Raw genomic sequence first — 20,651 nt, 5'->3', positions numbered from 1 at the left:
AAAGGACGGCGCGATGCCTGGTACACCTGAAGCCACCCCTGCCAAGCAGGTTTCGGATGCACCAAGCCCGCGCCGTCTCTTGTCTTCCGAGAAGGTCTATGAGGGCCGGATTTGGGACGTCGTCAGCGACACCTTCCAGCTCTCGGAGTCCGGGGACCCCCTTACCCGCGACTACATTGACCATCCCGGCGCTGTAGCGATCCTGCCCATGAACGACGAAGGCCAGATCCTCCTCCTGAAGCAGTACCGGCACCCGGTGGGAATGGACCTCTGGGAGGTCCCCGCGGGCCTGCTGGACGTCGAAGGCGAAGACTTCGTGGTGGGGGCGGCACGCGAACTTGCCGAGGAAGCAGACCTGGCCGCAGGGACCTGGAACGTGTTGGCTGATGTCTTCAACTCCCCGGGATCCTCCAGCGAGGCCATCCGGATCTACCTTGCCCGGGACCTCACCGAGGTGCCGCACCACGAACGCCATGAGCGGACGGACGAGGAAGCGGAGATCGAGTTCCACTGGATCAACCTGGACGACGCCGTGGCCTCCGTACTGGCCGGCCGCCTGCACAACCCGTCCGCCGTCGTCGGGATCCTTGCCGCCGCAGCCGCCCGGGCCGCCAACTATGAAGACCTCCGGCCCGCCGACGCCCCCTGGCCCGCACACCCCAGCCAGCGCTGATGGTCCCGGGTCCTTCGGCTGAAGCACTACCGTCCGTCCCGCCGGCCGCGGCGCCGGCCTCCGATGCGGCCCCGGCGGCCATTCCTCCCGCAATCGACCGCGGAATCACTGACTACCTCCAGCACATGGGCGTGGAACGGGGGCTGGCAGTGAACACCCTGGCGGCCTACCGCCGCGACCTGGCCCGCTACGCCCGCTACCTGGCCGCTGCCGGGTGCAGTCGGCCGGAGGAGATCACCCGGCAGCATGTCACCGGCTACGTCCGTGCTCTCTCCGACGGGTCCGACGGCGGTTCCACCCTTGGAGTGCGTTCGGCAGCCCGGACGGTGGTGGCCGTCCGGGGGTTGCACAAGTTCTGGGCCCTTGAGGGGTACACGCCCGCGGACCCAGCCAGCGAGGTCCACCCGCCGATGGCCGGCAAGCGGCTGCCCAAAGCCATCAGCGTCGATGAGGTGACCCGTATCCTCGAGGCCGCGGGAACCGACACCGCCACGGGGTTGCGGGACCGCGCCCTCCTTGAATTCCTCTACTCCACCGGCGCGAGGATCAGCGAAGCCGTAGGCCTGGACGTGGACGATATCTCCCTGGCGGAACCCGAATCCGGACCGGCCGTTGTCCGCCTGTTCGGCAAGGGATCGAAGGAACGGATGGTTCCGCTGGGCTCCTACGGCGCACGTGCGCTGGATGCCTACCTTGTCCGCGGCCGGCCGCTGCTCGCCGCCAAGGGAAAGGGCACCCCGGCGCTGTTCCTGAATGCCCGCGGCGGCAGGATCAGCCGGCAAAGCGCCTGGACCATCCTGAAAGCGGCGGCGGAGAAAGCGAACATCACCCGGGACGTCTCGCCGCACACGCTGCGGCACTCCTTTGCCACCCACCTGCTCGAAGGGGGCGCCGACGTGCGCGTGGTGCAGGAACTGCTGGGCCACGCGTCCGTGACCACCACCCAGGTGTACACCCTGGTTACGGCCGACACTCTGCGCGAGGTCTACGCCGCCGCCCATCCCCGGGCCCTGGGCTAGGGGATAGGCGTGGCTGCAGCGGCAGTAACCCTTTGCTTCCTTCTGCGGGAGGGGGAGAACGGCACGGAGGTGCTCCTGGGGCTGAAGCAGACAGGCTTCGGCAGGGGCAAGATCGTAGGCATCGGCGGCCACGTGGAGCCGGGGGAGACCTCCGCCCAGGCCGTCATCCGGGAACTCCTGGAGGAAACCGGGGTGGTGCTGGAGGAAGCGGCCCTGGCCGACGCCGGCGCGGTGCACTTTGTGTTCCCGGCCAGACCCGACTGGGACATGAAGACCACGCTTTTCACGGCGCGCACCTGGCAGGGTGATCCGGAGCCCAGCGAAGAAATCCTGCCCGAATGGTTCAGCGTTGCGGCCCTGCCGGTGGAGCGCATGTGGCAGGACGCGGACCATTGGCTGCCGGTGGTGCTGGAAGGTGGCCGGGTCAACGTGGTGGTCACCATGCACACCGACAACGAGTCGGTTGCCTCGTCCGAAAGCCGCCTGGAGTAAGTCCGGCAGCGCCCGTGCTGTTAAACGTCCGACGGCGGGTGGCCACCAAAGTGCCCACCCGCCGTCGTAATCTTCCTGCCAGGAGCTATGGAAGGTGCCGTTCCTCCACGCCGTTGTATTCGCTCAGCGGCCTGATCAGCGAGTTGGCATCAAGCTGCTCCATGATGTGCGCGGTCCAGCCCGTGATCCGGCTGGCCACGAACAGGGGAGTGAACGTGGGGGTCTCGAAACCCATCAGGTGGTACGTGGGCCCCGCCGGGTAGTCGAGGTTCGGCTTGATGGCCTTGGCCTCGTCCATCGCCGTTTCCAGGCCGTTGTACAGACCCAGCAGCTCGGGGCGGCCATAGTGGGCAATCATCTTGTCCAGGGCCGCCTTCATGGTGGGAACCCGGGAATCGCCGTGCTTGTAGACGCGGTGGCCGAAGCCCATGACCTTCTTCTTCTGTGCAAGGGCATCTTCCATCCAGGCCTTGGCCCGGGCGGCGGCCTCCTCCAGCGACTCCTCCTGCCGGATTCCGATCTCGTCGAACGTGTGCATCACGGCTTCGTTCGCTCCGCCATGCAGCGGACCCTTGAGGGCACCAATGGCTCCGGTCACTGCGGAGTGAAGATCGGAGAGCGTGGACGTAATCACCCGGGCGGTGAACGTGGAAGCGTTGAACGAGTGCTCCGCGTACAGGATCATCGAGACGTTGAAGGCCTCCACCACTTCCGGGACCTGTTCCTCGCCGAAGGCCATCCACAGGAAGTTCGCGGAGTAACCCAGGTCGTCCCGGGGTTCCACGACGTCCTGCCCGTGGCGGCGGCGCTGGTCATAGGCCACCACCGCGGGCATGGCCGCGAACAGGTCCACGGCCTTGGCCATGTTCGCGTCGCGGGAGGAGTCCTCGGCCAGCGGGTGCCGGGCGCCCATCACGGAAGCCGCGGTCCGGCAGACGTCCATCGGGTGGGAGGTGACCGGCAAGGCGTCGATGACCTGCTTGACTACGGGGTCCAGGGCGCGGCCGGCGCGTTCCCTGGCCGTGAACTCCGCCAACTGCTCCTGCGTGGGAAGTTCACCATTCCAAAGCAGGTAGGCCACTTCCTCGAAGCTGCACTTGGCGGCCAGTTCCTGGACCGGGTAGCCCCGGTACAGCAACGAGTTCGTGTCCGGGTTGACCTTGGAAACCGCGGTGTAGTCCACCACGACGCCGGCAAGGCCCTTTTTGATCTCATTTTCAGCCATGCTGAAACTCCTTTGTTCCTAAAGCCTGTGTTCCTGGAGCCGTTGGCCGGCTGCTGCCGGCATTCCGGTGGGTGTCAGGGTTGGGTGTCAGATGCCGGGGATCTGGAAGTTGAACACCCCGGTGTCAAAGCGGTTGTAGGCCTCATAGTCGACGAGGTCGTAGAGCCGGGCACGGGTCAGCATGTTTGGGACCTGTGCCTCCTGGGTGCCGTCGGACTTGATCGATTCCAGAGTACGCTCAGCAGCGCCCATGGCACTACGGAGCAGTGTCACCGGATAGATGATCATGTTGACGCCGACGCCGGCCAGCTGGTCCACGGTGAACAGGTCGCTTTTGCCGAACTCCGTCATGTTGGCCAGGATCGGCACGTCCACGGCGTCCCGGATGGCCTGGAACTCGCTGAGATCCTTCATGGCCTCCGGGAAGATGGCGTCCGCTCCGGCCTCAACCAGGGCCTTTGCCCGGTCCTGGGCCGCTTCCAGCCCGTCGGTGGCACGGATGTCGGTCCGGGCCATGATCAGGAAGTTCGGGTCCCTGCGTGCGTCTGCGGCGGCTCGGATCCGCTTGGTGGCGGTGTCCAGGTCCACCACGTTCTTGCCATCCAGGTGGCCGCAGCGCTTGGGGTTGAACTGGTCCTCGATGTGGCAGCCGGCAAGGCCTGCGTTCTCGAGTTCCTGCACGGTGCGGGCCACGTTCATGGGCTCACCGAAGCCGGTGTCGGCGTCCACGATCGAGGGCAGGTCCGTCATGCGGGCGATCTGCCCGGCGCGGGTGGCCACCTCGGTCAGCGTGGTCAGTCCGATGTCCGGCAGGCCCAGGTCGTTGGCCAGGACGGCACCGGAGATGTAGACCCCGGCGAAGCCCTTCTCCTCGATCAAGCGGGCGGAGAGCGGGTTGAACGCGCCGGGGAACTGCTGGATGGTGCCGGAGGACAGCAGCTCGCGGAAGCGGATTCGCTTCTGCTCCGGTGTGGTCTTGGAGTACAGCATCAGAAGAGTCCCTTCGGTGCCGCGGCCAGGTCGATGACGCCCGGGGCGGCGGTGATGTTCAGCTGGTCCAGTTCGCCGGCTGCGAGTTCGGGGAGGCGTTCGACGGCGGTAAGGAACCTTTCGATTTCGGCCTCCTCCACCAGGCCTGCGGCGAGGGTGCGGAACTTGTTGACGTACTGCTCGCGGGCGAAGGGGCGGGCGCCCAGCGGGTGGGCGTCGGCGACGGCGATCTGGTCCGTGATGACGGTGCCGTCCTTGAGGGTGATCTCCACGGAGCCGCCGAAAGCCTTCTCGGAGATGTCCAGGGAGTGGTAGCGGCGGGTCCATTCGGGGTCTTCCACGGTGGTGACCTTGTGCCACAGCTCCACGGTGTCCGGCCGTGCAGCGCGTGCCGGCGCGTAGGAGTCCACGTGGTGCCAGGCCCCGTCCTGCAGAGCGACGGTGAAGATGTAGGGGATGGAGTGGTCCAGCGTTTCCCGGCTGGCGGTGGGGCTGTATTTCTGGGGGTCGTTGGCGCCGGAGCCGATCACGTAATGCGTGTGGTGGCTGGTCTTGATCAGCACGGATTCCACGTTGGCGGGGTCGGTCACCTCCGGGTGCTCCCGGTGCAGCTTGCGGGCCAGGTCGATCCAGGCCTGGGCCTGGTATTCGGCGGAGTGTTCCTTGGTGTAGGTGTCCAGGATGGCGCGCTTGGCTTCGCCGGGGGTGGGGAGCGGGACCATGTAGGACGCGTCCGGCCCGTCCAGCATCCACGCGATAACGCCGTCTTCGCCCTCGTAGATGGGCACGGGGGAGGTCTGGCCGCGCATGGCCCGGTCCGCGGATTCGATGGCCATCTTTCCGGCAAAGGCCGGGGCATGGGCCTTCCAGGTGGAGATTTCGCCCTTGCGGGACTGCCGGGTGGCGGTGGTGGTGTGCAGCGCCTGGCCCACCGACTGGAAGATGGTTTCCACATCGAGGCCCAGCAGGGTGCCGATGCCGGCGGCGGCGGAGGGGCCCAGGTGCGCCACATGGTCGATCTTGTGCTTGTGCAGGCAGATGGCCTTGACCAGGTTGACCTGGATTTCGTAGCCGGTGGCGATACCGCGGATCAGATCGTGGCCGCTGGAGCCAACGTGCTGGGCGACGGCCAGGATCGGCGGGATGTTGTCGCCCGGGTGGGAGTACTCGGCGGCGAGGAAGGTGTCGTGGTAGTCCAGCTCGCGGACGGCCACGCCGTTGGCCCAGGCAGCCCATTCCGGTGCCACCCGCTCCTCGATGCCGAACACCTTGGAGCCCTGGCCGCCGGTGCTTGGGCCGTGGGTGAGTGCCTGTGCACGGGCCGCGACGATGGGAGCCCGGTTCAGGGAGGCGATGGCAACCGAGGCGTTGTCGATGATGCGGTTGATCACCATATCAGTCACCTCATCGGAGACGGCGACGGGGTCCGCTGCCACCTGGGCGATCTTGTAGGCGAGCTGGTCCTCGCGGGGGAGGTTCTCTTCGCTCTTGTAGACGCGGACGTGGTGTTCCTTAACCATGATGCTCCTTTGGGTGGGATGCGTGGGTTGCTTTGACGTGGGAGAGACTTCGGTGCAGATGGACGATGGTGGCCGCCTCGGCGAGCTTCGGGTTGCCGGCCGCAATGGCCTCAGCGATGGCGGCGTGTTCTGCGGCTGCGGCGGTGAGGCGGCGAGCGTCGTCGGCTGCCAGCCGCCGGATCCGGACCAGGTGGACGCGCAGGCTGCGCATGGCCTGGGCCAGGTAGGAATTGGAGATGGCTGCGTCGATGGCGGTGTCCAGCCGCCCCACCAATTGGTAGTAGTCATGGAGGCCGGGCTCGCCGCCGCTGATCAACTCGGGGGCCCGGAGCAGCTCGTGCTGCAGGCGCTGGAACGTTGCGGCGTCGCCGCGCCGGGCGGCCAACGCTGCGGCCCTGCCCTCAAGTGTTTCGCGGAGTTCGAAGAGCTCATCGATGTCCTCCAGGGAAATGTCCGTAACGACGACGCCGCGGCCGCCCGCCGTCGTCAGCCCTTCCGCTGTGAGGCGCCCCAGCGCTTCCCGCAGCGGTGTGCGCGAGACGCCCAGGCGTTCGGACTGTTCCACTTCGGCAAGGACGGTTCCGGGCGCCAGGCGCCATTCGATGATGTCGTCGCGCAGGGCGGCGTACGCCTTGTCGCTGGCGCGCATGGCGTCCTCCTTCCTCGATAACTGGATCAGTGTATACAGAACGGCGGGGGAATAACAGCGTTTTTTCCGTTCATCGCCAAAAAACAGTATCTATGTATACAAGGCCCTTGTAGGCTGGCGTGCCTTGCCACTAGCATGAGCTGCATCACAACGTCGTGGACGGGATTACCTCATGGTCACCAACAGCTACCGGGACAGCTACCGGCGCAGCGTTGAACAGCCCGAAGATTTCTGGCTGGAGGCAGCGCAAAAGATCTCCTGGACTTCTCCTCCAAGCCAAGCACTGGACGCCGGCCGGGCGCCGCTGTACAGCTGGTTTCCGGACGGCGTCCTGAACACCTGCTACAACGCGCTGGACCGGCATGTTGCCGAGGGCCGCGGAGGGCAGGACGCCCTGATCCATGACTCCGCCATGCTGGGAACACAGCAGCGCTATACCTACTCAGAACTCACGGACCTCGTGGCGCGATTTGCCGGTGTGCTGCGCGGCAACGGCGTAGGCAAGGGTGACCGGGTGGTGATCTACATGCCGATGATCCCGGAAGCGGCCATTGCCATGCTCGCCACCGCCAGGCTGGGCGCGGTCCACTCCGTGGTGTTCGGCGGCTTTGCGCCCAAGGAGCTTGCGGCCCGGATCAGGGATGCGGCACCTGCGGCAGTGGTCACCGCTTCGGGCGGGATCGAACCCTCCCGACGCATCGAGTACCTCCCGGCCGTCGCCGAGGCACTTGAGCTGGCGGGCGCGGGGGACCTTCCCGTACTGGTCAAAGCGCGCGACGGATTTGCGTCAACGGCGGCGGACCACGCCGGCTGGCTGGACTGGGACGCAGCAATGGCATCCGCCCAGCCGGCTGGCCCGGTCGATGTGAAAGCCACAGACCCGCTCTACATCCTTTACACTTCCGGCACCACCGGCACGCCCAAGGGGGTGGTGCGGGACAACGGTGGCCACGCCGTCGCCCTGCGCTGGACGCTGGAAAATATCTACGACGTCGGTCCCGGGGACGTGATGTGGACCGCCTCCGATGTCGGCTGGGTGGTGGGGCACTCGTACATCGTGTATGGCCCGCTGCTGGCCGGTGCCACCACCGTGATGTACGAAGGCAAGCCGGTGGGAACGCCGGACGCCGGTGCATTCTGGCGGGTGGTCCAGGACCACAAGGTCAACGTGCTCTTTACCGCCCCCACGGCGCTGCGGGCCATCCGCAAGGCCGATCCGGAAGCGTCGCTGCTGGCGGACTATGACGTCTCCAGCCTGCGGACGCTTTTCACGGCCGGTGAGCGGCTGGACACGGACACCTTCCACTGGGCATCCCGGGTCCTCGGCGTGCCGGTGGTGGACCACTGGTGGCAGACCGAAACCGGCTGGGCCATCTGTGCCAACCCGCGCGGGCTGGAGCGGCTTCCCATCAAGGCCGGCTCCCCAAGCGTTCCGATGCCTGGTTTCCGCCTGCAGATCCTCGACGGCGCGGGCGGGGAGGTGGAGTCCGGGACCGAGGGCAACATCGTGCTGGGCCTGCCGCTGCCACCGGGAACACTAACCACTCTGTGGGGGAACGATGAACGGTTCGTCTCCTCCTACCTGCAGGCCTTTGAGGGCTGCTACGCGACGGGCGACTCCGGATATCGCGATGAGGACGGCTACCTGTTCGTCATGGGCCGCACCGACGACATCATCAACGTCGCCGGCCACCGGCTGTCCACCGGCGCCATGGAACAAGTCATCGGGCAGCACCCGGCGGTTGCCGAATGTGCCGTCATCGGCCTCGCGGACCCTCTGAAGGGCCAGCGGCCCAGTGGCTACGTGGTACTCAAATCCGGGGTCGACATCCCTGAAGAGGTTCTGGCCAAGGACCTGGTGGCACTGGTCCGCCGGGATATCGGCGCTGTCGCGGACTTCAAGCACGTGACGGTGGTGGACGCCCTGCCCAAGACGCGCTCCGGGAAGATCCTGCGCAAGACCATGCGCCAGATAGCCGATGGCGAGGAATACACGGTGCCCTCCACCATTGAAGATCCAGGGGTCATTGACCAGCTGGCCGGAGTGCTTCGGGTCGGCAGGGCCCAGGCCGGCTGACACTTGTGGCTGGAACGTCCAGCCACGGGCACGTCAGCGGGCGTTCCAGCGGTACTCGTTTTCCGGCCTGCCCGGCGTTCCGTAGCGGGCGGTCCGGGAAACGGTGCCGGCGTCGGCGAGGTACTCAAGGTAGCGCCGGGCGGTTACGCGGGACATGCCCAGGGCATCCATGACTTCGGTGGCAGACACTGCCTCCGGCTGTTGGCGGAGGAACTCCTGCACCGAGCCGAGGGTCGAGGTGGAGAGGCCCTTGGGAAGCGGGAGTTCAGACGGAGCCCGGAGGCTGGCAAAAGCCCGGTCAACCTCGCTCTGGGAAGTGCCGCCCTTGCCGGCGCCCGCACTGGAACCGGCCAGCTGCATGCGGAACTGGCGGTAGTTCTCCAGCTTGTCGGAGAACGTGGCGAACGTGAAGGGCTTGATCAGGTACTGGACCACACCGATGGCCACGGCGCTGCGGACAATCGCCAGCTCACGGACAGCGGTAATGGCAATAATGTCCGCGAGGATTCCCGCTGAACGCATCCGCCGGGCAATGTCCAGGCCGTGCAGGTCGGGCAGGTTCATGTCCAGCAGGACCAGCTCCACCGGCTCGCCGGCCGCCACGAATTCGGTCAGAAGCCGCAGGGCGGACTGTCCGTCCGGGGCCGTTCCGGCGAGCTCGAATCCTTCCAGCCGGCCCACATATGCTGCATGTGCTGCCGACGCGATGGCCTCGTCTTCGACGACGAGGACCCGGATAATGCTCACTGTCTGTGCTCCTTCTCCGCGGGAACCGCTGCGGGCAGGAATACTTCGAACTTGGCGCCACGCCGGCCGTTGATGGCCAGCGTACCGCCCAAGCGCTGCACAGCCTGCCGGACCAGTGCCAGGCCGATGCCCCGGCCGCCGGTTCCCGCCGGCTTCGTGCTGAATCCGTGCCGGAAAATCTTCTCTGCATCCTCACCGCTGATCGGTGTCCCCGAATCGTTGACGGCGACGTCGAGTCCCTCGTCGTCCGCCTCCAGGGTCAGCACCACACGCCGCGGCGGCGGTGCATCCGCGGCAGCGTCAATGGCGTTGTCCAGCAGGTTGCCCAAGATAGTCACCAGGTCCTGCACGGCAATGCCTGCGGCAGCGCCCGAACCGAGGGTGGACAGTTCCAGCTGGACGCCGCGCTCATGGGCCTCGGCCACCTTGCCCATGACCAGTGCCGCCACCACGGGTTCATCGATGGAGCTCACCATGTCATCCGTCAACTGCTGGCTCAGTGCCAGGTCCTGGGTGGCGAAGTCCAGGGCCTCCCCGGTACGGCCAAGTTCCAGGAGCGAAACCATGGTGTGGAGCCTGTTGGCGTGCTCATGGGTTTGCGCCCGGAGAGCGTCGGAAAGGGTCCGCATGGTTTGCAGTTCGTTGCCCAGCGCTTCGATCTCGGTCCGGTCCCGAAGGGTGGCCACTGTTCCGTATACCGGAACTTTCCCCCGTGAGCCGCGGGATTCGGGGCCCCGTGCCTTGCCCTGGTTCACCACCAGCACCCGGGAGCCGGTCAGGACCATCTCGTCCTTGGTAGCGCGTCCGGATTCGAACAGGCTGCGCAGTTCGGCGTCCAGGGGCAGGTCCGCCAGCGAGGGAGGCTGGGTGGGATCATTGCTGCCGGTTTCCGGCAGGCCCAGCAATTCGGCAGCCTGGTCGTTGTACATCACCACACGCTTCCTGGCGTCAACCAGAATGAGGCCCTCGCGGACTGAGTGCAGGACCGATTCGTAGTAGGCGAACAGTTGCGCCAGCTGTTCAGGTCCCCAGCCGCGGGTCACCTGCCGCAGGTACCGGCCCAGCAGCCAGGATGCCAGCGAACCGCCCAACAGGAGGGCAATGCCCACGGCCAGCAGGACCGGCAGGCGGCCGGCGAGGGCGACGTCGACGTTGCGGACGGTAACCCCTGCAGCCACCAGCGCCTTGACCGCGCCCGCGGAGTCCTTGACCGGAACGATGGTCCGGACGGAGGGGCCCAGGGTCCCTGCTGTGACCTCGGTAAACGCCTGGCCGCGCAGGGCGGCGTCGATGGAGCCGATGTAGGGGCGGCCCAGTTCCTCATCCCGCGGGTGCGTCCAACGGGTCCGGTCAGGAGACATGATGGTGATGAAGTCGACGTGGGCAGCGGAAGACACATCCCTGGCGTAGGGCTGCAGGAGGATGGACGGGTCCGGCGTCGCCGCGGCCTGCAGCACCAGGGGATTGGCTGCGATGGACGCGGCCACCCCTTCCATGCGGCGGCCCGCTTCGTCATACGTGCGGTCCCGCGCGTCGACATAGGCTGCCGTCCCGACAATGGCGATGAACGAGACGACAATCAGCAGGTTCGCCAGGAAAAGCCGGCGGGCAATGCTCCAGCGGTGGATCATGCGGACCTCCCATCCGACCTTTGCGGGTGCGCGACCAATATGAACGCAACGGTGAGCTGGATCACGGGGTGCCGAATGATGGGTATCACATTGCAAGGACGTGTTGAGCCCAGAGACTGCGCCGCAGCGTCTATCAGAATATCCACAAGGAGACACACATGGCTTCTCAACGAGGAGAGTCGCTCGAGACCGCGACACCGCGGCGCAAGGGACTGGACAAGTCCCATTACCTCTACATCGCCGTCATCGCCGCCGTCATTCTGGGCGCGCTGGTCGGCTTGATCTTCCCGGAGGTGGGCAAGTCCCTCAAGCCCCTGGGCGACGGCTTCGTCAAGCTCATCAAGATGATGATCGCTCCGGTCATCTTCTGCACCATCGTCCTGGGCATCGGCTCAATTGCCAAGGCAGCGACCGTCGGCAAAGTAGGCGGCCTGGCGCTGGGCTACTTCATCATCATGTCCACTTTCGCCCTGGCCATCGGCCTGGTGGTGGGCAACCTGATCCACCCGGGTGAGGGCCTGAAGCTCACGCCCTACGATCCCAACAAGAAGGCTGCCACGGACAGCACCGTTGACTTCCTGCTGGGCATCATTCCCGGCGATATCCCCGTGCTGCCGACGCTGCTGGCAGCAATCCTGGTTGGCTTCGCGCTGCAGAAGATGGGCGCCCAGGGCGCTCCGATCCTCAAGGCGATCGGCCACGGCCAGGCACTGGTGTTCCGCATCCTCATCATGATCATGTGGCTCGCCCCGGTCGGCGCCTTCGGTGCCATCGCCGCCGTCGTCGGTGCAACCGGCGTCCAGGCCATCGTGAGCATGTTCACCCTGATGGTCGCCTTCTACATCACCTGCGCGCTGTTCATCGTGGTCATCCTGGGCGGCCTGCTCCAGGTGGTTGCCGGAGTGAACATCTTCAAGCTCATGAAGTACCTGGCCCGTGAATACCTCATCATCTTCTCCACCTCGTCCTCCGAGGCCGCCCTCCCGCGGCTGATCGCCAAGATGGAGCACCTGGGTGTCTCCAAGCCCGTCGTCGGCGTCACCGTTCCCACCGGCTACTCCTTCAACCTTGACGGCACGGCCATCTACCTGACCATGGCCTCCCTCTTCGTGGCCAACGCCATGGGCACCCCGCTGGACCTCGGCGCCCAGATCTCGCTGCTGGTCTTTATGATCATCGCCTCCAAGGGCGCCGCCGGTGTCACCGGCGCCGGCCTCGCCACCCTGGCCGCAGGCCTGCAGGCCCATCGGCCGGAACTGCTGGGCGGCGTGGGCATGATCGTAGGCATCGACCGCTTCATGTCCGAGGCCCGCGCCTTGACCAACTTCACCGGCAACGCCGTGGCCACGGTCCTGGTGGGCACCTGGGTCAAGGAGATCGACGGGGGACAGGTCTCCCGGGTCCTCTCCGGCGAAGTACCCTTCGACGAGCAGACCATGATCGCCGGACACGGCGAAATGGCGCCGAAGGAAGAAGGCGCCCGCGAGGCAGCCAAGGCCTAGCCTCCGGCCCGACACCCACGCGAAACCGCCCCCGCAGCCTGCCTGCGGGGGCGGTTTTTCGTTCGCTGCGGACTCAACCTTCGACCTCAGCTAGAGGGTCAAGGCTCAACATTCGCAGAAAGTCAAGTTCCCCCGAATACCGTGTCGGGCGCTGTAACGTAGGGAGCAGAACGAACGCCGCCGGCAAGCCGGCGGCAGGAAATCACCGTCATCGAAAGTGTGGACAGATACGTGAGCAGCGAACAGGGTTCAGCAACTCTGGAGGGCACGGAATTCGACCTCGAGAACGCGGTGATGGGGCCCACCGGGCGCCCATACCGCGAGTTCCCGGAACCCGCGCCGCTGTCCTCCCACGGTCCGGCCCGTGTCATCGCCATGGTTAACCAGAAGGGCGGCGTGGGGAAGACCACCTCCACCATCAATCTCGCTGCGGCCCTTGCGGAGTACGGCCGCCGTGTCCTGCTGGTGGACTTCGACCCCCAGGGCGCGCTGTCCGCCGGCCTGGGCGTCAACCCGCATGAGCTGGACCTCACCGTGTACAACGTGCTCATGGACCGCAAGGTGGACATCCGCGACGCCATCCACCAGACCGGCGTCGAAAACGTCGACCTGCTGCCGGCCAACATCGACCTCTCGGCCGCCGAAGTGCAGCTGGTCAACGAGGTGGCGCGTGAACAGGTCCTGGACCGTGCGCTGAAGAAAGTCGAAGACGATTACGACGTCGTCCTGATCGACTGCCAGCCGTCCCTGGGGCTCCTGACGGTCAACGCACTGACAGCAGCCCACGGCGTGATCATCCCGCTCATTTGCGAGTTCTTTGCCCTCCGCGCCGTGGCACTCCTCGTGGAAACCATCGACAAGGTGCAGGACCGCCTGAACCCGCGGCTGCAAGTGGACGGCGTGCTGGCCACCATGTACGACGCCCGGACCCTGCACAGCCGCGAAGTGATTACCCGGCTGGTGGAGGCGTTCGGTGACAAGGTCTTCGAGACCGTGATCAAGCGCTCCATCAAGTTCGCGGATGCCACCGTGGCTGCCGAGCCCATCACCAGCTATGCCGGAAACCACGTGGGGGCTGACGCCTACCGCCGGCTCGCCAAGGAGCTGATCTCCCGCGGCGGCGCACCCTAACCACGCCGTGGCCGAATCCAAGCCCGGCTTTGAGGTGCGGCTGGCCAACTTCACGGGTCCCTTCGATCTCCTCCTGGGACTGATTGCCAAGCACCAGCTGGACATCACCGAAGTGGCCATCGCCACGGTCACCGATGAGTTCATCAAGTACATCCGGAAGCTGCAGCAGCTCGGTGAAGAATGGGCCCTGGACGAGGCAAGCGAGTTCCTGGTGATTGCCGCCACCCTGCTTGACCTCAAAGCGGCGCGGCTCCTCCCTGCAGGTGAAGTCGAGGACGACGAGGATATCGCCCTGCTGGAGGCCCGGGACCTCCTGTTCGCCCGGTTGCTTCAGTACAAGGCCTTCAAACAGGTGGCAGGCATCCTCGGTGAGACCCTGGACCAGGAAGGCAGCCGTTTTCCCCGGCAAGTGGCACTGGAAGAACACTTCGCGGCGATGCTGCCCGAACTGGTCTGGAAACACACGCCCCAGCAGTTTGCGGCGCTGGCTGAAGCCGCGCTCCGGCCCAAGGCGCCGGCGCAGCCACCGCAGGTGGGACTTGGCCACCTGCATGGCAGCAACGTCAGCGTCAAGGAGCAGGCGGAACTGCTGGGGCTCAGGCTCCAGCAGGAGTCACCGATGACGTTCCGGTCGCTGATTGCCGACGCCGGCTCCACCCTGGTGGTGGTGGCCCGGTTCCTGGCACTCCTGGAACTGTTCCGGGACCGGGCAGTCGCATTCGACCAGTTGTCACCGCTGGCGGAGCTTGCCATCCACTGGACGGCCGAAGGCCGGGACTGGTCAGCGGACAATCTAAGCGAAGAATATGAGGAGCAACCGTGAACCCGCCATGGCAGGACAGGCAGCCACAGGAGTCGGAGCAGCAGGAGGACCCCGGCCACGGCACGGACTTTGACCATCTTCCCGGCGGTGCCAAGGCCGCCCTCGAGGCGGTGCTCATGGTCGTGGACCAACCGGCCAACGAGGAAGAACTGGCAGCAGGGCTTGGCTTGACGGTCCAGTCAGTCCGTTCTCTTCTGGCCGAACTGCAGCGTGAGTATGACGGCTATACTGTTAAAGCCCCGGAGATGGATAGTGCCAGCCACGCTGGTATCGGTTCCAGCCCCCGGGGTTTTGAATTGCGGAACATCGCTGGTGGCTGGCGGATCTACTCCCGTACTGAATTTGCCGACATTGTTGGCAAATATGTGCTGGAAGGACAGACAGCCAGGCTCACCCAGGCGGCGTTGGAAACACTGGCAGTCATCGCATACCGGCAGCCTGTCTCCCGTGCACGTGTGTCTGCAATTCGCGGCGTCAATGTTGACTCCGTCGTGCGGACGCTCACCCAGCGCGGGCTGATTGAGGACTCGGGAACGGATCCCGAGTCCGGCGCAATCCTGTACCGGACTACCTCCTATTTCCTCGAGCGGATGGGAATCAGTTCGGTTGAGGACTTGCCCCAGCTCTCGCCGCACCTTCCGGGGCTCGACGGAATCGCCGAGTTCTACGACGCCGAAACCATGTAGGCAGGGCACCCTGCCCGCAACAATTATTTACAGGTTTAGTTATCAGGGCAGACGAAGTCTGCACGGCTGGCTAGGGTTGTCCTTGGACATCGCTGCCGGCCAAAACACATTGAAGGACGGGTCATGACACAGGCGGGACGCCAGGGTTCACCACGTAACGGTTCGGGACGCGGCGGGAACGAACGCAGCAATTCCCAGCAGCGCAACTCACAGGGAGGCAGCTTCAGCGGGGGCTCCCGCGGCGGCACAGGAAAACGTGCTGCAGGGTTCGGCGGCGACCGTCCGCACCGCGCTCCAAAACCGCGCGAGGAACGCTTCATCGACCCCGACCTCGCCGGGAACCAGCCCGAACGCGGCGCCGAGGGCGCCAGGAGTGCCAAGCCGTCGTCGCGCAAGCCTGCCGCCAGGAAGCCCGGCGCCAAAAAGGCTCCCGGAACTCCCGGCGCGCCCAAGCCCAAGCCGCGCACCGGCGCGCCCGGAGCGGCAGCTTCCCGCGCGTTCGGCAGCGAACGCTTCGGCCAGAACCTTGGCCCGGTCCGTAAGCCGGCCCGGAAGAAGCACCCCCGCGGCAATGTTCCCCAGTCCGAACTCCACGACGCCGACGGCGTGCGCCTGCAGAAGGTCATGGCCTCCGCAGGAGTCGCCTCCCGGCGCGTCTGCGAGGAAATGATCGCCGAGGGCCGCGTTGAGGTAGACAGCCAGGTTGTCACCGAACTCGGTGTCCGCGTTGATCCCAAGACCGCAGTGATCCACGTTGACGGCCTGCGGATCCAGCTGGACGAAAACCTGGTGTACATGGTGTTCAACAAGCCCAAGGGCGTGGTGTCCACCATGGAGGACCCCGAGGGCCGGCCCTGCATCAGCGATTTCCTCAAGAACAACAAGAACACGGGTGAACGTCTCTTCCACGTGGGTCGGCTCGACGTCGCCACCGAGGGCCTGCTGCTGCTGACCAACGACGGCGAACTGGCCAACCGGCTGACCCACCCGTCCTACGAGGTGCCCAAGACCTACCTGGTGCAGGTTCGGGGGCCGTTCCCGCAGGGCGTCGGCGCCCAGCTGAAGTCCGGCGTCGAACTGGAAGACGGCATGGCCGCCGTCGACTCCTTCCGCCTGGTGGATTCCACCCCCGGCCACGTGCTGATCGAAGTTGTGCTCCACTCCGGCAAGAACCGCATCGTGCGCCGCATGTTCGATGCGGTCGGCTTCCCGGTCCAGCGGCTCGTGCGGGTCAAGGTGGGCCCGATCGGCCTCGGCGACCAGCGCCAGGGCAGCATCCGCAACCTCGGCAAGCAGGAAGTCGGCCACCTGCTGGCATCCGTAGGGCTCTGACGCATGTCCGCGTTCAAAAGCCAGGGCCGCGGCCACCTGGATGGCCCGGTGGTGGTCATTGGTACCGGACTGCTGGGCACCAGCATCGGGCTGGGCCTCCGGGGGCGCGGCGTGCCCGTGTTCCTTTCCGACCCGTCGCCCACCAACCAGGCTGTGGCTGTGGACATCGGTGCGGGCCGCCCCTTGGCGGAGCTGGGCGGCACGCCCCAACTGGTGGTGGTTGCTGCCCCGCCGGACGTGACGGCCGACGTCGTCTGCCGGGCACTGGCTGACTACCCCGAGTCCGTCGTGGTGGACATTGCCAGCGTCAAGGCGGATATACAGTCGCGGCTTCGCAGCCTCGGCGCCGACCTCTCGCGGTACGTGGGCACCCACCCCATGGCCGGCCGGGAAAAGTCAGGGCCCGTGGCGGCGCGCGGCGAGCTGTTCACGTCCATGCCGTGGGTGCTCTGCCCCTCGGAGGAAACCTCAGGCAGTGCCCTGCAGGTGGCCCGTTCGCTTGCCTCCGATTTGGGCGCGGTAGTGTCGCAGTTCAGCGCGGACGAACACGATGAAGCCGTGGCACTGGTGTCGCACCTGCCGCAGGTCATGTCATCCCTGCTGGCCAGCCGCCTGCAGGGGACGCCGCTGCATGCGCTGTCGCTGGCCGGCAACGGCCTGCGCGATGTCACGCGGATCGCGGCCAGCGATCCCACGCTATGGGTGCAGATCCTGGGCGGCAACGCGGCCAAAGTGGTCCAGATCCTCTACGGCGTCCGCGAGGACCTGAACCGCCTGATCGGCACACTGGAGAACCCCTCCGCACCGGGCGCCAGGCTGGACCTGGCGCAGCTGATCAGCGAGGGCAACGCAGGCCAGGCCCGGATCCCCGGCAAGCACGGCGGCCCGCCGCAGGCATACTCCTGGCTCACCGTCCTGGTGGACGACAAGCCCGGCCAGATCGCGCAGCTGCTCACCGAAATCGGTGAAATCGGCGTCAACGTCGAAGACCTTCGGCTGGACCATTCCTCCGGACAGAACGTGGGCATGGTGGAATTGTCTGTATTGCCGAACAAGCACGACCACCTGATCGAAGCTCTCAACGACCGCGGATGGCGGGTACTTCAGTAATGACACAGGAACTCCTCGAAACCATGCGCGCGTTGCGCATTGGGCGGCCCCTGGTGGTCGCCATCGACGGGCCTTCCGGCTCCGGCAAATCCAGCGTGAGCAAGGAAGTTGCCCGCCGGCTCCGGCTGGCATACCTGGACACCGGCGCGATGTACCGTGCCCTGACCTGGTACTGCGTGACCGAAGGCATCGACCTTGACGACACACCCGCCGTCGAGCAGGCATCCAGGGACTTCGTCCTGGAAGTGAGCACCAGCCCACAGGATGAGTACGTCCGGGTGGGTGGCGTGGACGTTACGGATGCCATCCGTGAGCCGGCCATCTCGTCCGCCGTCAGTGCCGTGGCCACCACCCTCGGTGCCCGGACTGAACTGATCCGCCGGCAGCGCGAACTCATCGAAAAGCACCACCGCCGCATGGTGGTGGAAGGCAGGGACATCACCACCGTCGTCGCGCCCGGGGCTGAGGTACGAATGCTCCTCACGGCCAGCGAGGAAGCACGGCTGCGCCGGCGGGGCATCCAGCTGGGCGGCACGCAAAACGCCGAGCAGCTCGCGGCCCAGGTAACCCGCAGGGACGCCAAGGACTCGACCGTGGTGAATTTCACCAAGGCGGCCGACGGCGTGGTCACCCTGGACTCCTCGGACCTGGATTTCGAGCAGACCGTGGACGCCGCCCTGGTGATCGTCACCAAGGTCCTCAACCGTGACTGAGCCCGCGGCCGCCCTTCCATCCGGCCTGACCATGGCGTGGAGCAGGCCGGTGGGGTGGATCCTCGACCATCTGGTCTACCGGACCACCGTGACCGGCAGGAGCAACGTACCCACCGGCGGGCCGGTGATCTTCGCGGCCAACCACATCAGCTTCCTTGACGGGCCCGTGATGTTCGGCGCGGCGCCGCGCCCCATGCATATCCTGGTTAAACAGGAGATGTTCAAAGGATTCCTGGGCCGGGTGCTCACCGCCTCCGGGCAGCTTCCGGTGGACCGGCGCGGCGACCGCGCCGCGCTGCAGCGCTGCAGGGACGTGCTCGACGCCGGGCGCTGCGTCGGAATCCTTCCTGAAGGGACGCGGGGGAGCGGGGCAGCCGCGGACATCAACGGCGGCGTGGCCTGGCTGGCCTTGAACAGCGGGGCGCCAGTAGTGCCGGTCGCCATCCTGGGAACACGCCAGGGCGATGAACACCTGGACTTCGTTCCGCGGCCCGGGCGGCGCTTCCACGTCAGCTTCGGCTCCGCCCTCACCCTGGCCCGCCGGGCCGGCGAAACCGGGCGTGCTTCAATGGACAGGGCGGCGCAGGAGATCCGTGCAGCGCTGGCAGGGCACGTCCAGGACACGATCCAGGTCAGCGGGCAGCCACTGCCCAATGCTGACCACAAAGACTTGACAGCAGTAGCCGGGGACGCCGGCAGATGACCACAAAGGACTTGCAATGAGCGACACCACCCAGACTTCCGGGCATTCCGGCGCCGACGACGACTACAGGCCCACAGGCACCGACCAGGTTGCCGAGCGGCTGGCAGCCATTGACGACGACGAAGCGGAGTTGCGTGCCGCTTCCCTCCGGGCCGGCCTGGAGGATTACGAGCTTGACGAGGACGACGCCGCCCTGCTGAGCGGCGAGTACGGCGACGAGGACTTTGAGGGCCCCCTCAAGCTGGATCCCGTCCTGGCCATCATCGGCCGGCCGAACGTGGGCAAGTCCACCCTGGTAAACCGCATTCTGGGCCGCCGGGAAGCAGTGGTGGAGGACACCCCGGGCGTTACCCGCGACCGCGTCATGTACTCGGCGCACTGGAACGGCCGCAACTTCACCCTGGTGGACACCGGCGGGTGGGAGCATGACGCCCGCGGCATCCACGCCCGCGTTGCCGAACAGGCCGAGATGGCAGTGGAACTCGCCGACGCCGTGCTGTTCGTGGTGGACTCCGCCGTCGGTGCTACGGCCACGGATGAAGGCGTCATGAAGATGCTGCGCCGCAGCAAGAAGCCGGTCATCATGGTGGCCAACAAAGTGGACGACTTTGCCCAGGAAGCCGACAGCGCAGCACTCTGGGGCCTTGGCTTCGGCGAGCCTTACCCGGTGTCGGCCCTCCACGGCCGCGGCGTGGCCGACCTCCTGGACCACGTCATGGACGTCCTGCCCGAGTTCTCCACCGTTGAGGGTGTGGAACGCTCCGGCGGTCCGCGCCGCATCGCCCTGATTGGACGCCCGAACGTAGGCAAGTCCTCGCTGCTGAACAAGCTCGCGGGATCCGAACGCGTGGTGGTGGACAACACCGCCGGCACCACCCGCGACCCCGTGGACGAATTTATCGAGCTCGGTGGCCGCACCTGGCGTTTCGTGGACACCGCCGGCATCCGTCGCCGCCAGCACATGGCGCAGGGTGCGGACTACTATGCCTCCCTCCGGACGCAGGCCGCGCTCGAGAAGGCGGAGGTCGCCGTCGTGCTCCTCGCAGTGGACGAGGTCCTCAGCGAACAGGACGTGCGCATCCTGCAGCTGGCCATCGAGTCCGGGCGCGCCCTGGTCCTGGCCTTCAACAAGTGGGACCTGCTCGATGACGAACGCCGCCGCTACCTGGAGCGCGAGATCGAGCAGGACCTGGCACACGTCGACTGGGCGCCGCGCGTCAACATCTCGGCAAAGACCGGCTGGCACAAGGACCGCCTGGTTCCTGCGCTGGACCTGGCCCTGGAGAACTGGGACCGGCGCATTGCCACCGGGCGCCTGAATGCCTTCCTCGGCGAGCTCGTGGCCGCGCATCCGCACCCGGTCCGCGGCGGCAAGCAGCCGCGCATCCTCTTTGGCACCCAGGCGTCCAGCCGGCCGCCGAAGTTCGTGCTGTTCACTACCGGATTCCTGGACCCCGGGTACCGCCGGTTCATCACGCGCCGGCTGCGCGAAACCTTCGGATTCGAGGGCACGCCCATTGAGGTCAGCATGCGCGTGCGCGAGAAGCGCGGCCGGAAGCGTTAATTGCGACACACCTTGGAGCCGATCGCCGGAAAGTGTCACAGGCACCCCTCCGGATCGTGTAAGC

18 protein-coding genes and 1 pseudogene are annotated in these 20,651 nt (G+C 66.3%); 13 read left to right on the top strand and 6 right to left on the bottom strand.

Features of this window, described 5'->3' with window-relative positions; all coding sequences use genetic code 11:
- Positions 1–13 precede the first annotated feature (13 nt).
- From ACFO0G_RS18815 to ACFO0G_RS18805, 3 genes are read left to right on the top strand one after another with little or no spacing between them, the layout of a single operon-like run.
- Positions 14–673, top strand: coding sequence for an NUDIX domain-containing protein (locus tag ACFO0G_RS18815; RefSeq protein ID WP_286403269.1), 660 nt, complete (start codon positions 14–16; stop codon positions 671–673).
- Entirely contained in the window at positions 673–1,692 is a 1,020-nt protein-coding gene (xerD, locus tag ACFO0G_RS18810; protein WP_376979494.1) for a site-specific tyrosine recombinase XerD, read from the top strand. Before ACFO0G_RS18815 ends, xerD begins: the two co-directional genes overlap by 1 nt.
- A gap of 9 nt (positions 1,693–1,701) precedes the next feature.
- Positions 1,702–2,184 carry an 8-oxo-dGTP diphosphatase gene (locus ACFO0G_RS18805; protein ID WP_376979492.1) on the top strand — a complete coding sequence of 161 codons (483 nt, stop codon included), beginning with the start codon at positions 1,702–1,704 and terminating at the stop codon, positions 2,182–2,184.
- A gap of 85 nt (positions 2,185–2,269) precedes the next feature.
- Here ACFO0G_RS18805 and ACFO0G_RS18800 read toward each other — a convergent pair whose 3' ends face one another.
- The 4 genes from ACFO0G_RS18800 to ACFO0G_RS18785 all read right to left on the bottom strand — a co-directional run bounded on the left by ACFO0G_RS18800 (position 2,270) and on the right by ACFO0G_RS18785 (position 6,568).
- Positions 2,270–3,409 carry a bifunctional 2-methylcitrate synthase/citrate synthase gene (locus ACFO0G_RS18800; RefSeq protein WP_376979490.1) on the bottom strand — a complete coding sequence of 380 codons (1,140 nt, stop codon included), beginning with the start codon at positions 3,407–3,409 and terminating at the stop codon, positions 2,270–2,272.
- Positions 3,410–3,496: 87 nt separating this feature from the next.
- On the bottom strand, positions 3,497–4,399 hold the full coding sequence (gene prpB, locus ACFO0G_RS18795; RefSeq protein WP_286403277.1) for a methylisocitrate lyase: 903 nt from the start codon (positions 4,397–4,399) through the stop codon (positions 3,497–3,499).
- Positions 4,399–5,919 carry an MmgE/PrpD family protein gene (locus tag ACFO0G_RS18790; RefSeq protein WP_376979488.1) on the bottom strand — a complete coding sequence of 507 codons (1,521 nt, stop codon included), beginning with the start codon at positions 5,917–5,919 and terminating at the stop codon, positions 4,399–4,401. The genes prpB and ACFO0G_RS18790 overlap by 1 nt, the downstream gene beginning before the upstream one ends.
- Positions 5,912–6,568 (bottom strand): GntR family transcriptional regulator, encoded by a 657-nt coding sequence (locus ACFO0G_RS18785; RefSeq protein WP_286403281.1) that lies wholly within the window; start codon positions 6,566–6,568, stop codon positions 5,912–5,914. Before ACFO0G_RS18785 ends, ACFO0G_RS18790 begins: the two co-directional genes overlap by 8 nt.
- Before the next feature lie 172 nt (positions 6,569–6,740).
- Between ACFO0G_RS18785 and ACFO0G_RS18780 the strand changes: the two genes are divergently transcribed.
- Positions 6,741–8,645, top strand: coding sequence for a propionyl-CoA synthetase (locus ACFO0G_RS18780; RefSeq protein WP_286403282.1), 1,905 nt, complete (start codon positions 6,741–6,743; stop codon positions 8,643–8,645).
- Between the two features lie 33 nt (positions 8,646–8,678).
- On the opposite strand, the gene ACFO0G_RS18775 is transcribed toward ACFO0G_RS18780, so the two are convergent.
- Positions 8,679–9,392 carry a response regulator gene (locus ACFO0G_RS18775; protein ID WP_376979485.1) on the bottom strand — a complete coding sequence of 238 codons (714 nt, stop codon included), beginning with the start codon at positions 9,390–9,392 and terminating at the stop codon, positions 8,679–8,681.
- Positions 9,389–11,023: a sensor histidine kinase gene (locus ACFO0G_RS18770; RefSeq protein ID WP_286403286.1), complete on the bottom strand. Its 1,635-nt coding sequence runs from the start codon at positions 11,021–11,023 to the stop codon at positions 9,389–9,391. The genes ACFO0G_RS18775 and ACFO0G_RS18770 overlap by 4 nt, the downstream gene beginning before the upstream one ends.
- 158 nt (positions 11,024–11,181) lie before the next feature.
- Between ACFO0G_RS18770 and ACFO0G_RS18765 the strand changes: the two genes are divergently transcribed.
- From ACFO0G_RS18765 to der, 9 genes and pseudogenes are all read left to right on the top strand, one after another.
- Positions 11,182–12,525 carry a cation:dicarboxylate symporter family transporter gene (locus tag ACFO0G_RS18765; RefSeq protein ID WP_286403288.1) on the top strand — a complete coding sequence of 448 codons (1,344 nt, stop codon included), beginning with the start codon at positions 11,182–11,184 and terminating at the stop codon, positions 12,523–12,525.
- Positions 12,526–12,756: 231 nt separating this feature from the next.
- Entirely contained in the window at positions 12,757–13,656 is a 900-nt protein-coding gene (locus ACFO0G_RS18760; RefSeq protein WP_079597205.1) for a ParA family protein, read from the top strand.
- 7 nt (positions 13,657–13,663) lie between these two features.
- A complete protein-coding gene (locus ACFO0G_RS18755) occupies positions 13,664–14,479 on the top strand; it encodes a segregation and condensation protein A (RefSeq protein ID WP_286403291.1) in 816 nt (271 codons plus the stop codon).
- Entirely contained in the window at positions 14,476–15,165 is a 690-nt protein-coding gene (gene scpB, locus ACFO0G_RS18750) for an SMC-Scp complex subunit ScpB (RefSeq protein ID WP_376979482.1), read from the top strand. The genes ACFO0G_RS18755 and scpB overlap by 4 nt, the downstream gene beginning before the upstream one ends.
- A gap of 123 nt (positions 15,166–15,288) precedes the next feature.
- Positions 15,289–16,497, top strand: coding sequence for a pseudouridine synthase (locus ACFO0G_RS18745; protein WP_376979480.1), 1,209 nt, complete (start codon positions 15,289–15,291; stop codon positions 16,495–16,497).
- A 3-nt stretch (positions 16,498–16,500) separates the two neighbouring features.
- A complete protein-coding gene (locus ACFO0G_RS18740) occupies positions 16,501–17,607 on the top strand; it encodes a prephenate dehydrogenase (RefSeq protein WP_376979478.1) in 1,107 nt (368 codons plus the stop codon).
- A complete protein-coding gene (cmk, locus tag ACFO0G_RS18735; protein ID WP_286403298.1) occupies positions 17,607–18,320 on the top strand; it encodes a (d)CMP kinase in 714 nt (237 codons plus the stop codon). The genes ACFO0G_RS18740 and cmk overlap by 1 nt, the downstream gene beginning before the upstream one ends.
- 31 nt (positions 18,321–18,351) lie before the next feature.
- A pseudogene (locus ACFO0G_RS18730) lies at positions 18,352–19,027 on the top strand (lysophospholipid acyltransferase family protein); the annotation flags it as partial.
- Between the two features lie 12 nt (positions 19,028–19,039).
- Positions 19,040–20,587, top strand: a complete 1,548-nt coding sequence (gene der, locus ACFO0G_RS18725; RefSeq protein WP_286403301.1) for a ribosome biogenesis GTPase Der — start codon at positions 19,040–19,042, stop codon at positions 20,585–20,587.
- Positions 20,588–20,651: the final 64 nt, after the last annotated feature.

Origin of the sequence: Arthrobacter sedimenti (genome assembly GCF_042652025.1) — a bacterium.
Taxonomy (GTDB): Bacteria; Actinomycetota; Actinomycetes; order Actinomycetales; family Micrococcaceae; genus Arthrobacter; species Arthrobacter sedimenti.
This window is presented reverse-complemented; position numbering and strand designations above follow the sequence as displayed.

What these genes read in the sequence shown, in the direction of transcription:
- ACFO0G_RS18815 (WP_286403269.1), top strand. Translation starts at nt 14, where the DNA reads ATGCCTGGTACACCTGAAGCCACCCCTGCCAAGCAGGTTTCGGATGCA.
- ACFO0G_RS18800 (WP_376979490.1), bottom strand. Translation starts at nt 3,409, where the DNA reads ATGGCTGAAAATGAGATCAAAAAGGGCCTTGCCGGCGTCGTGGTGGAC.
- ACFO0G_RS18790 (WP_376979488.1), bottom strand. Translation starts at nt 5,919, where the DNA reads ATGGTTAAGGAACACCACGTCCGCGTCTACAAGAGCGAAGAGAACCTC.
- ACFO0G_RS18770 (WP_286403286.1), bottom strand. Translation starts at nt 11,023, where the DNA reads ATGATCCACCGCTGGAGCATTGCCCGCCGGCTTTTCCTGGCGAACCTG.
- xerD (WP_376979494.1), top strand. Translation starts at nt 673, where the DNA reads ATGGTCCCGGGTCCTTCGGCTGAAGCACTACCGTCCGTCCCGCCGGCC.
- ACFO0G_RS18765 (WP_286403288.1), top strand. Translation starts at nt 11,182, where the DNA reads ATGGCTTCTCAACGAGGAGAGTCGCTCGAGACCGCGACACCGCGGCGC.
- ACFO0G_RS18780 (WP_286403282.1), top strand. Translation starts at nt 6,741, where the DNA reads ATGGTCACCAACAGCTACCGGGACAGCTACCGGCGCAGCGTTGAACAG.
- der (WP_286403301.1), top strand. Translation starts at nt 19,040, where the DNA reads ATGAGCGACACCACCCAGACTTCCGGGCATTCCGGCGCCGACGACGAC.
- ACFO0G_RS18745 (WP_376979480.1), top strand. Translation starts at nt 15,289, where the DNA reads ATGACACAGGCGGGACGCCAGGGTTCACCACGTAACGGTTCGGGACGC.
- cmk (WP_286403298.1), top strand. Translation starts at nt 17,607, where the DNA reads ATGACACAGGAACTCCTCGAAACCATGCGCGCGTTGCGCATTGGGCGG.
- ACFO0G_RS18785 (WP_286403281.1), bottom strand. Translation starts at nt 6,568, where the DNA reads ATGCGCGCCAGCGACAAGGCGTACGCCGCCCTGCGCGACGACATCATC.
- ACFO0G_RS18740 (WP_376979478.1), top strand. Translation starts at nt 16,501, where the DNA reads ATGTCCGCGTTCAAAAGCCAGGGCCGCGGCCACCTGGATGGCCCGGTG.
- prpB (WP_286403277.1), bottom strand. Translation starts at nt 4,399, where the DNA reads ATGCTGTACTCCAAGACCACACCGGAGCAGAAGCGAATCCGCTTCCGC.